The organism is Streptomyces sp. HUAS 15-9 (assembly GCF_025642155.1).
Classification (GTDB): Bacteria; Actinomycetota; Actinomycetes; order Streptomycetales; family Streptomycetaceae; genus Streptomyces.
In genome coordinates this window covers 8,991,139-9,005,743 of record NZ_CP106798.1, presented here as the reverse complement: position 1 = coordinate 9,005,743, position 14,605 = coordinate 8,991,139, and the positions used below count along the sequence as shown (strand labels likewise).

The following is a 14,605-nucleotide window of genomic DNA, read 5'->3' as shown; positions in this document are numbered from 1 at the left end:
CCCTTCGTCCTGCTGCTGATGCGCGGCCGCGGCGAACAGCAGCTGCTGGACGAGCTCGCCCGCCGCAACACAGCCCGCGCGGCATCGCAGGCGGCAGCCTCGGCATCAGCGTCGGTTCCGTCCCCGCGCACTCTGAGATGTGGGGCTGCTTTGGGCGTTGGTGAAGCAGCCGGTTCACCCCGCCCGTATCCCCAGGTTGAGCAGGTGCGGGGGACAGCTTCCCGCGCACTGGCGCATCGCCGACGTGATCCGGCACGCCGAGCAGTGCGCTGCGCCCCACCCCGGCGCCGTCTGCCCGGACGACGGGCCGACGTTCACCGTCAAGAGCAGGTGCGAGCGGCGCTGGAGAAGGGGCCCCGCAACGAACCCGAACTGGCCCGCAATCGCTCCCATGCCTCAACTGGGTCGATCCGCATCTCCATGCTGGGACGCTACTCGAAAGACGCAGCGCAGCGTGCGGAAACATGGGAGCAGCATCACTTGGTGGGGGACTCATGTATGCGGCAGGGCGCGGTAGAGAGCCTGCGCCTGAGGCGGGCAACGGACAGAAGCGAAACCCCCATGTCGCGGTGGTCCTGCCGTAGGCATCGTGACCATCAGGTGGCGGTGACAACCAGTGCGGCCCGGTCGTCCAGGATGGCATCGCCTGCGAAGGCGGTGACTGCGGCGGTGATGGACTCGATGAGGGCGGCGGCGGTGGGCGGCGCGGTCCGGACAGCGGCGAGTGCGTCCGCCAAGCGGTCCTCGCCGAAGAATTCGCCGTTGGCGGAACGAGCCTCGGTGATGCCGTCGGTGACCAGGACCAGGCTGTCGCCGGGGAACAGGTCGATGCCGCACGGGCGGAAGCCGGGGTCGGGACCGATGCCCAACAGCAGGCCGGGTTGCGTGAGTTCTTCGACCGTGCCGTCGGCGCGACGCACCAGAGGCGGTACATGCCCTGCGCGAATCAGGTTGAGCGTCAGGTGGGACGCGGTGTGCCGCAGCTCGCCGTAAATGAGTGAAACGAACTGGTCTTCACCGACGGTGCTCTCCGCCAACGCGTCGTTGATGGCGGCGACCACCGCCGCTGGGTTGTTCAGGAGGCGGGCGGCGGCGCGTGCGGTGTGCCGGACCATTCCGGTGGTGGTGGCCGCCAGCGCGCCGCGTCCGGACACATCACCGATCATGAGCGCCCAGTGATCGGCGGGCAGCGGGAAGACGTCGTAGAAGTCGCCGCCGACGTCGAGTCCTTCACCGGCCGGCTGGTACCACGCCGCCAGAGCAGCACCGGGAATCCTGGGCAACTCGGGAGGCAGCAGCCCTGCTTGTAGGTCGCGCGCCAGCCGGACGCGGTCGGTGAACTGGTGGGCGTTGTCGGCACTCGAAGCGGCCCGGCGGGCGAGCTCCTGGGCCAAGGCGATCGTGTGGCCGTCCAGGGGCATGTCGGTGGCCAGGAGAGTCAGCACGCCGAAGGTGCAGCTCCGGGTGGTCAGCGGCACGCACACGTAACCCGTGACGCCGAGCTGCGCGCAGAGGCCGCCCGCGTGGGCGGTTTCGGTGGTGCCGGAAGTCAGCACGCGAGCGACGGCGGCGTCCACCGCGTCACACAGTGCGGGAGAAGTGAGGAGCATTTCTCCCGCACGGGTCTCTGCGGCGACGGCGATGCGCTGGGTCTGACCGTGCTCGAGCACATGGACGGCACACAGCGGCGCCAGGGCCGGAACAGTCAGTCGGGCCATGCGCTGAAGGCTGTCGGAATAGTGTGTCTCGCCCGTGATGGCGGTGCTGGCTTCCAGCAGGAAGGCCAGATCCTCACGCGCTGCCTTTTCGCGCTCCTGGGCGGCACGTCTCGCCTCCACCGCGGAGTGGCGCTCGATGGCCAACGCGGCTGTGCGGGCGAACGCGGCGCTGAGCGCCACGTCCTTGTCCTCCGGAGCCCTGGGGGTCCGGTGGTACATCGCGAAGGTGCCCAGCAGCAGACCTTCCGCGTCCTGGATCGGCGTGGACCAGCACGCCGCGAGCCCGGCCCGCAGCGCCACGTCTCGGTAGTCCTTCCACAGGGGGTCGGTGGCGATGTCCGTGACGATCACCGGCTCGCGCCGGAAGGCGGCCGTACCGCACGAGCCGATGCCCTCGCCAATGGGGATCCTGTCGATCGCCTCGTTGTAGAAGTCGGGCAGGCGTGGGCCGGTGCCGTGCCGCAGGCACTCTCCTTCGCCATCGACGAGCAGTACCGAGACGATCATGTCCGGGGAGAGATCCTGGATCGCCGTGGCCATGCCGCAGAGGATCTCGTCCAGCGGGGCGTCGCGTGCGATCTGCTCCAGCAGTGTGCGCTGCTCGGCGGCCAGGAGATGCGCGTGGTGGTACGCGGTGGTCTCGACGGCGATCACCACGACCCCATCGATCCGGCCGACCGCGTCCCAGCGGGGCTCGTAGGTGAAGTCGAAGAACCTCTCCCGCTGCCTGTCCGGCCCGCCCAACAGAAGTCGCCCGTCTCGGGCCCGGTACGCCACGCCGGTGCGGTAGACCGCGTCGAGCCGGTCGAGGACGCCCTGCGGAGCCAGTTCCGCAATCACTTCGCCGACCGGCTCGCCGATGTGCCCGCTGTCGCACCCGAGGGTCTCGAAGAATACTGAATTCGCCGCTTCCAGCAGGTGCCTCGGGCCACTGAGCGCTGCGAAGATCACCGGGGCCTGCCCGAACAGGTCCGCGTACTCCTCGCCCCGCCTGTCGACGGGGACGTGCGCCGTGGCCGAACGCTGGGGATCGAAATATATGGACATGACAGGCCACCTTCTCCTGTCTCCCCCGCCGAACGCGCCGACGTGTTGCCGCCCCTCCACTTTGACACACGTCTCCGCTGTTCCAGGCGGCTGCCGGGTCGAGCACGGCGGTGCACCACCGGAGTCGACGGGGTCACCCAACCCGGTCTCATAGTGTGCCTGACCTGCAATTTCCCTCCCGCGCGCACCTGACCACGGAGGTCTGCTCCGTCCTCATCGTCTCCAGCTCCCTCACCTCGCGCAACCACCGCGGTGGCACGGCACCCAGCGCGGTCGCCGTCGAGCTCGCGGAGGCCAAGGCGGAATGGCGGCGCACCACGCATGGGCCCCGCTCAAGCAGTCCTGACGGCCGCTCCGCAACAGTCAGAAGGGCCCAGACATCGCGTACGGGCCCTTGGTGCTGCCCGGACGACTTGATAACGGACGGGATTCGGCCACCGGCCGAAACCTTGACTCGCACCTACCCGGAGGTAAATATTCCTTTTACCTGGGTAGGCCAGGACTTGTCCGGGCGATCATGTGCGCAGCCGGAGGACCAGGGCCGCCGCGGTGGCAGTGCCGAGGAAGACATAGCCGAGCTTGTCATAACGGGTGGCCACCGCCGCCCGGACCTACTGCAGCTTGTTGATCACCCGCTCGACGGTTTGCGTTTTCTCGTACCGCTCCTCGTCGAAGCCAGGTGGCCGTCCGCCGCGTGAGCCCTTGCGCAGGCGGGCGGCTTGGCCGGCTGTCTTCTCCGGAATCGTGTTCCGGATACCCCTGAGCCGCAGGACTTGCGGCACGGGCCGTGGCCGTAGGCCTTGTCGGCGGCAAGACTGCCGGGCTTCTTGCGGGGTCTGCCCGGACCGGGTCTGGGCACGCGGATCTTCTCCAGCACCGCCGTGAACTGGGTGCCGTCCGCCCGCTGGCCCGGCGTGACGACCGGGGACAGCGGACGGCAGCGGCCGACCGCGCTCAGGTGGAGCTTGCTGGTGAACCCGCCTCACGAGCGACCCCGGCTCTCACTCCTGGGAGTTGTCGTCAAGTGTCACGCCCACATCAGGAGCGATGCGAGGGTGACGGCTGTCTGGTAGGACTCGGCGGGTGGCGATGCCGCGCTGCTCAAGGCGGTTGAAGCAGCGTTCCACGGCGTTGCGTCACTTGTAGAGGTGCTTGTCGAAGGCCGTCGGACGCCCGCCACGACTGCCGCACTTCAGCCTGTTGCGGACCTGATCGGCCCGCTCGGGGATCGTGTGGGCGATGCCGCGCTGCCAGCTGGTGTGCAGCGTGACCCAGGGCCCGTACCGATCGGGCACATCCCACCAGGCCGTCCCGGTGCGGACCTTCCACACGATCCCGTTGAGGATCCTTCGGTCGTCCAACCGCTTCCGCCCCCGCAAGGACGACGGCAGCAGCGGCCGGACGAACTCCCATTCCGCATCGGACCGTTCATGGCGACGCATCACCCAACCGTGATCCACTACTCGAGATCAGAAGACACGGCAGTCGGCAGTAGGACTCCGCTGGGTCTATCTCGATCTTGGTGTCGTGACCGCGTGGGGCGCCGCAGTGCCGCTCGTCCTGCTCCTGCTGCCGTTCTCGGCGCTGAACACCCCCGTGCTGCTGGACGGACCCGTCAACTCCCCAGGATCCCTTCAGCTGTTCGCGCTCTGCCTGCTCTTCGCGGGGCTCGCGCTCAGCTACGACCTGATGTTCGGCCGTACCGGACTGCTCTCCTTCGGGCATGGCCTCTACGTGGCAGGCGGCGCGTACGGCACCCAGCTGGCCGACCCACTTCGGTCTGGCGCTGCTGCCCGCCGCGCCGCCGCTCTGGCCGCTGGGACCGCGCTCGCCGTCCTCATCGGCGCCGTCTCGCGCGCTCCGTCGCCCTCGGACCGATCGGGTTCGCCTGGTCACGTCGGCCTTCGCGCAGGCTGGAGCGATCTGGGTGGAGCGCACCCCGGACGGCCTGACCGGCGGCGAGGAGGGCCTGACGCCGAGCACCGAGGGCGTGCCCGCGGCGCTGGTCGGCGTGCAGAACAGGGTCAACATCTACTGGCTCGCCCTCAGCTGCCTCGCCCTGGTCGCCGCCGTCGCGTGGACGGCCACGGCGCGGCCGATCGGCCGGACCTGGCAGGGCATCAGGGACAACGAGCAGCGGGTCGCGGTCCTCGGCCGCAGCCTCTTCGCGTACAAGCTCGCCGCCTTCACCCTGGCCAGGGCACCGGCCGTGCCCGGCGGTGCCTGCACCTGCTCGTCACCGAGGGCGCCACACCCCGCGCCAGAACACCCGACTTCACCGTCACGCTCCTGGTGATGGTGGTGCTCGGCGGCAGCGGCACACGCTGGGGGCCGGTCGTCGGCGGTGTGCTCTTCACCTATCTCGACCAACGGCTGCCGGGCTGGAACCTGGGCCTACAACCCATGCTCGTTCTCGGCACACTGTTCGTGGTGGCCGTCTACGTGGCCCCGGGCGGCCTGGCCGCGCCGGACAGAAGGAGGAAGTCCGCATGACCTCGCGTACTGTGCAGGAACTCGCCGTCCCGGTGCAAGGAGGCGACCTCGCCGTGACCCGGTGGCCCGGCGAGGGGCCCGCGGTCATCGCGCTGCACGGCATCACCGCCAACGGCCTGGCCTTCGTCGCCGCCGCCGAGCAGCTCGGCGACGTCGACCTGTACGCCCCGGACCTACGCGGCCGGGCCCACAGCGCCGGACTGCCGGGGCCGTACGGCATTCCCGCCCACGTCGAGGACATCCTCGCCCTGCTCGACCACCTGGGCCTGCGACAGGCGCTGCTCGTCGGCCACTCGCTCGGGGCCTTCATCGCCGCGGTGGCCGCCGCGCGGCACCCGGACCGCTTCCCCCGCGTGGTCCTCGTCGACGGCGGCCTCGGCTTCCCCATCCCGGGAGGCGCGGACATCGACGAGGTCATCGAGTCCGTCATCGGACCCGCGATGCGCCGGCTCAAGGAGACCTTCCCGAACCGCGAGGCATACCACACACACTTCCGCGAGCACCCGTCCCTCACCGCCCACTGGGGCCCGCACGTCCAGGCATACGTGGACCGCGACCTGACCGGCGAGCCCCCCGAGATGCGCAGCAGCTGCGTCCTGGACGCGATCCGGGCCGACGGCGCGGGCCCCCTGGGCGACACTGAGACGCTGGCCGCCATCCACCAGCCCCAGGTGCGCGGCACCCTGCTGTGGGCACGGCGCGGAGTGATGAACGAACCCCAGGGCCTGTACGACGAGGGACGTCTCGCCGCTGGCGACCTCGACCCGGACCGGATCACCACCCGCCGGATCGACGACACCAACCACTACACGATCCTGTTTGCGGAGAACGCGACGGCAGCCATCGCGGAGGCGGTGCACGCGGAGCTGAAGCAGATGTAGCACGACCTCCGCCCCGGGTTACCGAGTGGGCCTTCCGCGCCGAGCCGTAGGCGCGACAGCGCCCCCCCCCACTCCCCCGAGGCGGCAGCAGGATGCGCTCAGGGACGGACCCTGACCGGCGGCCAGTGTCCGGCTGCGAGCCGACCGCACACATCTCGCCCTGTCAGGCGGGGACACTCCAGCAGGGCGTCACCATGCCCGTCTCGGCGACGGCTCGACACGGGCTCACTGACGGCGTATCAATCGCACGGTTGTGGCGGTGGTGTTGGCGGCGGCGGTGGTGCGTTTGCCATACTGTCACCCGGATGGCCACCGCGGGGAATGCGCAGTGCCAGCCCGAATCCGATCAGGGCCAGCGCGCCCATGCCGGTGGCCGCGACGGTCAGCGCCTCGCCCCTGGCCCGGGCGTTGATCCGCACGAGCTCGTCGGCCACCGCGCCCGTGATGCCCCGCGATGCCAGCTTTGTGCGGACGGCGCCGTCGGTCGCGGCGGTGATCTGGATCTGGTGGTCGAGTGTCTGCTTGACGAGTTGCTTCTGGTCGGAGGACAAGACGTCGCTGGCATCCGCCGCTGCCTCGAACGCGAAGAGCAGGGCCGTGGTCATGAATGCGCCGGCGAGCGCGACTCCGAACGAACTTCCGAGATAACCGGCGGTGCGGGACAATCCCGTCACGTCGCTCACTTCCTCCGGCGGAGGCGCTGACTGGATGAGGTCGGTGACCGTCGTGGCCAGGCCCCGGCCGAGCCCGATGAGGAGGAGACCCGGTGCGAGTGCCAGGCCTATGGCCGACACTTCCCGCTGACGCGGGTCGAACATCACGGCGATCGCGACGCAGCCGGCGGCCATGCAGAGGAACGCCCCCATCTGCGCTGTGCGGTGGGTCATCCGCCCGCTTGCGATGAGCCTGGCGGCCGTCGAGGCCGCCACCGTCAGCCCCAACGGCACCGCGATCAGTGTGACTCCGCTCCGCAGCGCGTCGAAGCCCACAGTCGTCTGCAGGAAGACCGGCACCAGGAAGAGCATGCCGGTGGGGACCAGGATCTGCATCACCAGGGTCAGGGTCCCGACCCGGATCGTGCGGTTGCGCAGCACCGACAAACGCACCAACGGGTCCCTGCCGCGCCTGATCAGGTGACGCTCCCATCCGGCGAACACGCCCAGGACCGCCAGTCCGATGCCAGCGAGCAGTGGCACGGGTGACACCTGGCCGCGGTGGAGCAGGGTATTGCCGAAGACCTCGAAGTCCTTCCGGTCCCTGAGCAGGCCGTACCGCCCCGCCAGCAGGGTCGCGACGACGAGCAGCCCGAATCCCGCGGCCGACAGCAGCGCACCGAGGACATCGAAGCGCTGTCCGGGGCGCACACGGGGTCGCCCGGGATCGGCCGTCCGCCACATGAGCAGCACCACGGCCGACGTGACGACGGTTTCCAGGAGGAACGACACTCGCCAACTGAGGTAGTGGGTGATCAGGCCACCCACCACGGGGCCGGCCGCCGCCCCGATTCCCGCGGTCACTCCGAGCGCGGACAAGACCTTTGTCCGGGTGGCCCCGGTGAAGGCCGCGGTGAGCATGGCCACCACCGCCGGAAGCATCAGCGCCACGCCGACCCCCTGCAGCACGGACCAGCCGACCAGCATGAACGGCAGACTCGGGCCGAGGGCGGTGATCAGTGCGCCCACGCCGAAGACCTCGCCGCCGAGGACGAAGGTCCGCGGGTACCCGCGGCGTGCGCCGAGTTTGCTTCCGGTGATCAGACATGCGGCAACCACCAGCGCGTACAGCGAGATCGCCGACTGCACGCCGGTCAGCGAGGTGTGCAGGTCCCTGACGATCGCCGACAGCGCCACGTTCATGGCGGTGGAGGTGTAGTTGATCAGGACGTTCTCGATGGAGAGAAGGACGAACAAGGTTCTGAGGGCCTGGGGCGCGTCCCTGACCGGACCTCTGATCCGCCATGTTCTGTGTTGCCGTTCCACGGTCCCGTCCTGCCGCCCGATCGCTCTTCCGTCGGCCCCGTCCCGGTCCACGGTCCAGAGTGCCCGTCCGGCACACCACAGCCCCGCGGGACGCGCGCCCGCCGTCCGCTCCCACTCCACCTCGCGGACAACTCCCCCGTACGGCCCAACTGCACCGGGCGCGGTCAACGACCGGGGACATCATCGGAAGGAACGCCGAGGCGCGAGCCGGGACTGACCGGCGATCGAGCGCCAGAGAGGGGCCCATGCCGGCGTCATCGGCCTGGGATGCATGGGCCTGAGCGCGGGCATGAGCTTCGGTTACGACAGGAGGAGCCCACGGGACGAGGCAACGTCGATCATGGTGTTCCGCCAGGCACTCGACCTGGGCGCGGCGCTGATCGACACCGCGGATGTGTACGGCCCGTACACCGACGAGGGGACGGTGGGCAGGGGGCTGGCGGGCGTCCGGCGCGGGCATGCGGTGCTGGCCACCAAGGTCGGTCGGCCTGGCCCTCACCGGCCCCGAGCGCGGTTCCGGCAACTGCCCCGGTGGCGTCGGTGCAGTCCGAGCTGTCGTTTTGGACGCAGGACCAGCTCGTCGAGATGGTGCCGTACTGCGAGCAGCAAAGCATCGCCTTCCTGCCGTTCGCGCCCCTCGGGCGAGGTTTCCTCGCCGGGAGGTTCTCGTCCTTCGACGACCTGCCCGAGGACGACCTGCGGCGTCGGCTGCCGCGCTTCCAGCGCGACGCGCTGCGTGCCGACCTGGCCATCGTCGGCCGGATACGGGAGGTCGCCGAACGGGTGGGGACCACGCCGGCACAGGTGGCACTGGCCCGGCTGCCGACCCAGGGCCAGTACGTGGTGCCCGACCCGGGGACCAGGACCCCGGCGCACCTGCGGGGCAACGCCGACGCGGCTGGCGTCAGGCTCGGCGCGGCGGACCTCGCCGACCTCGACGCCTTGCCGGCCCCGCACGGCGGGCGTTACTGATCCGAGTGCGCGTCAGGCCGGTCCGGAGCCGATCGTCGGCCGTGTCACCGAAGTGCGCCCGTCGACGAGATGTGCTGGGCTGGAGAGAGCGCCGTTCTCCGTGAAGGCGACACCTTTCCTGAAGCGACACCACGCATGAGCGAGAGTTTTCGGTCGAGCCCGTCGCGGGCACCCATCAGCCCCTTGCCGGGAGAGCACCGCCCCACGCTGACAGTGGGGACCTTCCTGCCGCCCGCCGCCTGCGAATCGACTCCGCCTGCGCCGCCTGTGCGCGCGCAGGCGGAGGTCGGCAAGATTCCGCCCGAGGACCACGCGCTGCTGATGAGACTGCTGGCGGATCTCACCGACGTCGAGTTCCTGCACGACCTGGACATCCGTCGCACCTGGGTCCGCGACGGCAAGGTGCACTGCGGTGAGGTCTGCCTCAACGACCTCGACCTCTTCGTCTGGCATGCCAACTTGCCCCGGGACCCGGGCAGCTACGCCCTGGAAGCCCTGCGCACGCTCAGCCTGGACATACCCGTTGTCCCGGACCCCGCACGCTTCTCGACCGGCCTCGACAAGTACCGGGCTCACCTGCGGCTGTCCCGGGCCGGCCTCCCGGTGCCCGACACGGTCCTGCTCGATCGCCGCGACACGGCCGCCGCCGCATCCGTACTCGCGGAATGGGGCCGCGCCCTGCTGAAACCCAGGCTCGGCTCCTTCGGACAGGGGGTCCTGCTGATCGAGGACTTCGCGATCCTGCGGGACCTGGCGGACTACCTGGACAGCACGCTCGCCCGGACGACGGAGCACACCTTCCTCCTTGAGCGCTTCTATCCCAACAGCCCTGCCGACTGGATCGGTACGACCCTCATCAACGGCACCCTGATGTACGGCTATCGCAAGCGCGGCCACCGCTTCACCCGTTTGTCCGCCGATGCATGGAAGGTGTACGACCCTGAGGGGATCGGCGGCGATGTCGACGGCTGCCACGTCCCCCCGGCGCACGCCGGGCTCGTCCAGCGGGCCCAGCTGGCCCTGGGCCTGCCGCTGGTCGGCTTCGACCTGATTCTGTACGAGGGCCGACCCATCATCGTGGACGAGAACACCTACCCTGGGCTCTACCCCGATCTCTTCGCTGCCGCGGGGCGCTCGCTCGGCCGCGAACTCTTCGCATTCGTCCGCGACTTGACCAGGCACCGTTCCGGTGTCCTCACACCTGCCCGCCGGGGCCGGACCGCTGTCCGTGACGCGGACGGATTCACCGGCGGCGTCTGGGGTCCCGAAGCGAGGCGCCGCAGCGAGCGGTTCACGGGCCCCTTCCGCGGGGCGGTCAACAGCAGTGGCGGTATTTGGGGTGGTGTAAACGCTTCGCGTCCGGATGGGTCTTGAGGTCATTGTCGCAGACGCCGTCAACACGGCTCCTGGCGACCACAAGCACGTCGGCCGACAGCTCGAGGGATCTCTGCACCGCGGCGTAATCGGTCGCAGGGGCTGCTGCGTGCCCCCGGTCAGCACGACGATCCGGCGTCGCCGAAGGTGCCGGTCCGCACGCAGGCGAGTCAACAGCTCAACGATGATCTCCAGCGCGATGGCTCTCATGACCCGCACGTCCCGCTCACTGCGTGCGGTGAGCGCACCGCACGGCATCAGGCACTCATCACCGTCCCGAGCATGCCGATGTCATCTGCCTCGGGCCGCCCGATGCCCCCGTTCCCCGCCTCCGTCCTCGGAGAAAATTGCCGCCCCGACGACCACTGCGAACTGGACGCCGAGATCGTGAACTGAGGCGGCCTCGTCCGCCCATTGGGCCGGACGGTTTCGTCCTTGGCTCGGCGGCCTCGGCGAGCACCTCGCCCTTGATCTTGACGACGGCACGCAGCCGTGAGGCCGAGCGCGGTTGCCGGGCCCCGGCTGCGGTGATCTACTCGAGTTGGTAGGTCCTGCCGCATGAAGCAACTTGCCCGATACTCGACGTGGCACGGCGAACGATGCAGCCTGTCGGCCCACAACGAGGAGCCGGGATCGTCTGCGACGGTGGTCGGTTGCCCAGCCTTTGTTGTGGCAGGCCGTGCTGGAGAGGAGCGCAGTGATGGCCTCTGCATCCACGAGCGCCCGTCCCGTGCAGCGACTGAGCCACCAACTCACGGAAGTGGCGTCGGGCATCGGCCAGGCGGCGATGGCGACAGGCAGGGCCACGGCGGACGCCGTGCGCCACCCACGAGCAACGGTCGGACGCGCACGCGAGGCATCGCAGGCGCTGCCTCTGATGTGGGAGTCGGTGAAGCCGGTGCTGACCGGCCACGTCAGCGACTGGCGCCGAGAATACGCCTACACGCTCGGGGAACAGGCCTTTGTCTATGGCTTCCCGTACATCTACAACGCCGGGCTCCGCCACCGGTGGGTGACCCAGAAACCCGACACCGATGCGACACCGTATGCCGCCGTCAACCACTTCTGGCACGCCGGCAGGCTCTTCGACGCCTCCGACCGGGAGGGCCTGAGCCCCAACAACGACACGTTGTACTCGTTCGCCTGGGTCGACCTGAGCGAGGAACCCATCATCCTCTCGCACCCGGACATGGGCGACCGCTACTTCACCTTCGAACTGGTCGGCGTCACCTCCGACAACTACGGCTACGTGGGACAGCGTGCCACCGGACCGCATGCCGGAGACTTCGCCCTCGTCGGGCCAGGATGGACGGGAGACCTCCCCAAAGGGGTCCACCGCACGGAGACCGCACCCAGTCCCTGGATCGTCATCGTGGGCCGGACCCTCGTCGCAGGCGAGCGCGACCTCTCGCACGTGCATGCGCTTCAGCGCCGGTACCGGCTGACCCCGCTCCACCTTTTCGGCAAGGAGGGAGCGCACCTTCCGCAACGCCGCGACGTGCTGGAACCGATCGACGTCGCACAGGATCGGCTCGGGCCGTGGAAGACCCTGAACGCGATGCTGGCCGAGAATCCGCCACCCCGGCACCACGACGTCCTGCTCAAGCAGTTCGCCGAGATCGGCATCGGGCCCGGTCTCGATGTCGAAGCCCAGCCCGAATCCGTCAAGCAGAGCCTGATCCGGGCCGCGGCCACCGCCGCACCGATGCTCGAACAGCAACTGCTCAGTGGCGAATGGGCCCATGTCATCAACGGCTGGCTCTACCCGCCACCCCAGTTGGGAAGGTTCGGGGACGATTTCCTGAGGCGAGCCGCGGAACAGTCCCTGGTCGGTGTCGCCGCCAACGATCCCCAGGAAGCGGTGTACCTTGCCGCCTTCCACGACTCCGACGGCGGCAAGCTGTCCACGGGCCGCTACGAACTGCGCTTCGAACCGGGGGATCTGCCTCCTGTCGACGCGTTCTGGTCCCTGACCGTCTACGGGGAGGACAGGAACCTGGTCCCCAACCCGATCGGCCGCTACTCGATCGGCGACCGTACCCCGGGACTGGTCACGGACGCGGATGGAAGCCTGACCCTCCATCTACAGCCCGAGTCCCCGGGTCCCGCCCGGGAGCCCAACTGGCTGCCCACACCGGAACAGGGCATCTGGTTCATCGCCTTGCGTATGTACCTGCCACGCCCCGAAGTCATCGACGCACGATGGGAGTGCCCGCCGATCCGCCACCTCGTCTGACGACACCGCGGAATCCCATGGCGCCGTCCTGAGTGCTGCCCAGTGCCCGAGTCGGCGTACTCGATGAGCAAGGGTGCGGTCTACTGTGCTCCGCCCCCGAAGTCCCCACGTTTCCAAGCGGCTTGCCTGTCTGCGGAGCCGGCCCCGCCCGCGCGAATCCGGCATTGAGCGGCTCTGCGCCAAGACCGACATCAGCTCACCGCGGCCCGGGCTGAGCCCTACGCCCGGGACTCCTTGCGGCGAGGCATCAGCAAGAAGGCCACCGTCGCCACCATGAGGGGCAGGATGCTGACCGCCAGCATGGTGAGCCGCAGTCCGTCGGCGAAGTCCAGTCCGAGTTTCAGTCCTGAAGCCTGTCGGAGCAAGTTCGGGTCGTATCCGACGCCACCCGGGCTCTGCGCCATCCCGCTGCGCACGGCATCCACGGCCTGTTCGGCCTTTCTCACCGACAGGTCGCGTGACTTTGCGTCCGCCAGCCACTCCCGCTGGAAGAAGAAGTTGAAGAGCAGAAGGTAGACGGTGGGTCCGAGCGCGGAGCCGGTCATCGCGAAAGCCATCTGAACGGAGGCCACCGTGCCGGAATGCCCGGGCGGTGCTTGGGAGAGCACCGTCTCGGACACTGATGTGGAGGTGACCAGAGACCCGAGGTTGCACAGCCATGTGGTCGGCACGAGCAGCCACACAGCCATCGTGGGGCCCGCCGTGCCCGCCATCACCAGCCCGCTTGCCGCCATCACCAGCAGGCCGGTGACCATCACCGGCCGCGGGGTGTACTTGCCCACCAGGCTCCCGGCCAGGATCAGGGCACCGGCGATCAGTAGTGTGCCGGGAAGGTACAGCAAGCCGATGGCCTCGGGGGACAGCGACAGCACGACGCTTCCGAACTGCCCCAGGACGATGCTGAGTCCGGCGGCGAGGAAGTTCAGCGTGAGGGTCGCCGCCAGGGCCACGTTGAACGGTGCGCTGCGGAACAGCGCCAGGTCGAGGGCAGGTTCAGGAGTCTGACGTTCGTGGAGCACGAAGAACACGGCGACGACTGTGCTGACCGCGAACGGCACCAAGGCCTCGGGCCGGGAGATGCCGTTCTGCGCCGCCGCGAGGCCGACGACGAGGACCAGCAGGGCGGTGCCGATCAGGGTCACACCCACCACGTCGAGGCGACGGCCCTGCTGGACGGGTGACTCGGGGACGTACCGGGCCGTCAACCAGAGCGAGACCAGGCACAGCAGGGGGGCGATCAGGAACAGGAACCGCCAGCCGACGGCCACCACCGCCCAGCCCGTGAACGTGGGGATCACTCCGCACAAGATCGTTGTGACGGCCATCAGGACGCCGATGCCCAGTGGCCGCTTCTCTGGCGGTACCGACACTTTCAGCAGGGCCAGCGGCACTGCCAGCAGCGCGGTCATCCCCAGCCCGTCCAGAAAACGCATCGCCAGCAGGAAGCCGTAGCCGGGGGAAAACATGGAGAGCAGGTCGACGACCGTGACGACGACCAGTCCCAGCATCAGCAGCCGCTTGAGCCCGAAGATGTCCCCGAGACCGCCCGCGGCGAGGACGGCGGAGGCCATCACCAGCGTCGCCGCTCCGCCCAGCAGTCCGAGTGCCTGCGCCGGGACATGAAGGGCCCGGCTCACCTGCGGCAGATTCAGGCTGAGCACCAACGGGTCGACGACCGTGACCGTGAAAGCGAGGGAAAGGCCGAGGATGATGGGCAGGGTTGTCGCGTTGGTGCGTGACGGAACCGTCGGCACCGCAATACCTCCCGTACTCCCACGTCGCATGTCGGTCGACGCTAACCCGTGCCACCGCGCACCCGCCGGGCTCTGACGGGCCGACACGCGCGGGAGCCCAGCGTTCGGGTCAGCCGAGGCCCGGCGCACGCCGTCCAGGCTCGTCACCAGC

At 69.3% G+C, this 14,605-nt stretch carries 9 protein-coding genes and 4 pseudogenes; 8 read left to right on the top strand and 5 right to left on the bottom strand.

Going from position 1 to position 14,605, the window contains the following annotated elements; translation table 11 throughout:
• Positions 1-596: 596 nt before the first annotated feature.
• Positions 597-2,825 carry a SpoIIE family protein phosphatase gene (locus N8I87_RS40960; RefSeq protein WP_263215997.1) on the bottom strand — a complete coding sequence of 743 codons (2,229 nt, stop codon included), beginning with the start codon at positions 2,823-2,825 and terminating at the stop codon, positions 597-599.
• 122 nt (positions 2,826-2,947) lie between these two features.
• Between N8I87_RS40960 and N8I87_RS40955 the strand changes: the two are divergent.
• Positions 2,948-3,111, top strand: a pseudogene (locus tag N8I87_RS40955) (argininosuccinate lyase); the annotation flags it as partial.
• Positions 3,112-3,792: 681 nt separating this feature from the next.
• On the opposite strand, the pseudogene N8I87_RS44590 reads toward N8I87_RS40955, so the two are convergent.
• Positions 3,793-4,015: pseudogene (locus tag N8I87_RS44590) on the bottom strand (IS5/IS1182 family transposase); the annotation flags it as partial.
• A gap of 54 nt (positions 4,016-4,069) precedes the next feature.
• A pseudogene (locus tag N8I87_RS44585) lies at positions 4,070-4,207 on the bottom strand (transposase); the annotation flags it as partial.
• A 485-nt stretch (positions 4,208-4,692) separates the two neighbouring features.
• On the opposite strand from N8I87_RS44585, the gene N8I87_RS40945 reads away from it, so the two are divergent.
• The 3 genes from N8I87_RS40945 to N8I87_RS40935 are packed head-to-tail and all read left to right on the top strand — an operon-like array spanning position 4,693 to position 6,139.
• Positions 4,693-5,061 carry an ABC transporter permease gene (locus tag N8I87_RS40945; RefSeq protein WP_263215995.1) on the top strand — a complete coding sequence of 123 codons (369 nt, stop codon included), beginning with the start codon at positions 4,693-4,695 and terminating at the stop codon, positions 5,059-5,061.
• Positions 5,061-5,258 (top strand): ABC transporter permease, encoded by a 198-nt coding sequence (locus N8I87_RS40940; protein ID WP_263215994.1) that lies wholly within the window; start codon positions 5,061-5,063, stop codon positions 5,256-5,258. Before N8I87_RS40945 ends, N8I87_RS40940 begins: the two co-directional genes overlap by 1 nt.
• Positions 5,255-6,139, top strand: coding sequence for an alpha/beta fold hydrolase (locus N8I87_RS40935; RefSeq protein ID WP_263215993.1), 885 nt, complete (start codon positions 5,255-5,257; stop codon positions 6,137-6,139). The genes N8I87_RS40940 and N8I87_RS40935 overlap by 4 nt, the downstream gene beginning before the upstream one ends.
• A 239-nt stretch (positions 6,140-6,378) precedes the next feature.
• On the opposite strand, the gene N8I87_RS40930 is transcribed toward N8I87_RS40935, so the two are convergent.
• Positions 6,379-8,049, bottom strand: coding sequence for an MFS transporter (locus tag N8I87_RS40930; protein ID WP_263215992.1), 1,671 nt, complete (start codon positions 8,047-8,049; stop codon positions 6,379-6,381).
• Positions 8,050-8,389: 340 nt separating this feature from the next.
• On the opposite strand from N8I87_RS40930, the pseudogene N8I87_RS40925 reads away from it, so the two are divergent.
• From N8I87_RS40925 to N8I87_RS40910, 4 genes and pseudogenes are all read left to right on the top strand, one after another.
• Positions 8,390-8,566: pseudogene (locus tag N8I87_RS40925) on the top strand (aldo/keto reductase); the annotation flags it as partial.
• A 92-nt stretch (positions 8,567-8,658) separates the two neighbouring features.
• On the top strand, positions 8,659-9,090 hold the full coding sequence (locus tag N8I87_RS40920; RefSeq protein WP_263215991.1) for an aldo/keto reductase: 432 nt from the start codon (positions 8,659-8,661) through the stop codon (positions 9,088-9,090).
• A 267-nt stretch (positions 9,091-9,357) separates the two neighbouring features.
• Entirely contained in the window at positions 9,358-10,464 is a 1,107-nt protein-coding gene (locus N8I87_RS40915; protein ID WP_263215990.1) for an ATP-grasp domain-containing protein, read from the top strand.
• 700 nt (positions 10,465-11,164) lie between these two features.
• Complete coding sequence (locus N8I87_RS40910; protein WP_263215989.1) at positions 11,165-12,700, top strand: DUF1254 domain-containing protein; 1,536 nt, start codon at positions 11,165-11,167, stop codon at positions 12,698-12,700.
• 218 nt (positions 12,701-12,918) lie between these two features.
• On the opposite strand, the gene N8I87_RS40905 is transcribed toward N8I87_RS40910, so the two are convergent.
• Positions 12,919-14,454 carry an MFS transporter gene (locus N8I87_RS40905; protein ID WP_263215988.1) on the bottom strand — a complete coding sequence of 512 codons (1,536 nt, stop codon included), beginning with the start codon at positions 14,452-14,454 and terminating at the stop codon, positions 12,919-12,921.
• Positions 14,455-14,605: the final 151 nt, after the last annotated feature.

Excerpts from the sequence above, each read along its gene's own strand:
- N8I87_RS40910 (WP_263215989.1), top strand. The coding sequence starts at position 11,165 with ATGGCCTCTGCATCCACGAGCGCCCGTCCCGTGCAGCGACTGAGCCAC.
- N8I87_RS40935 (WP_263215993.1), top strand. The coding sequence starts at position 5,255 with ATGACCTCGCGTACTGTGCAGGAACTCGCCGTCCCGGTGCAAGGAGGC.
- N8I87_RS40940 (WP_263215994.1), top strand. The coding sequence starts at position 5,061 with ATGGTGGTGCTCGGCGGCAGCGGCACACGCTGGGGGCCGGTCGTCGGC.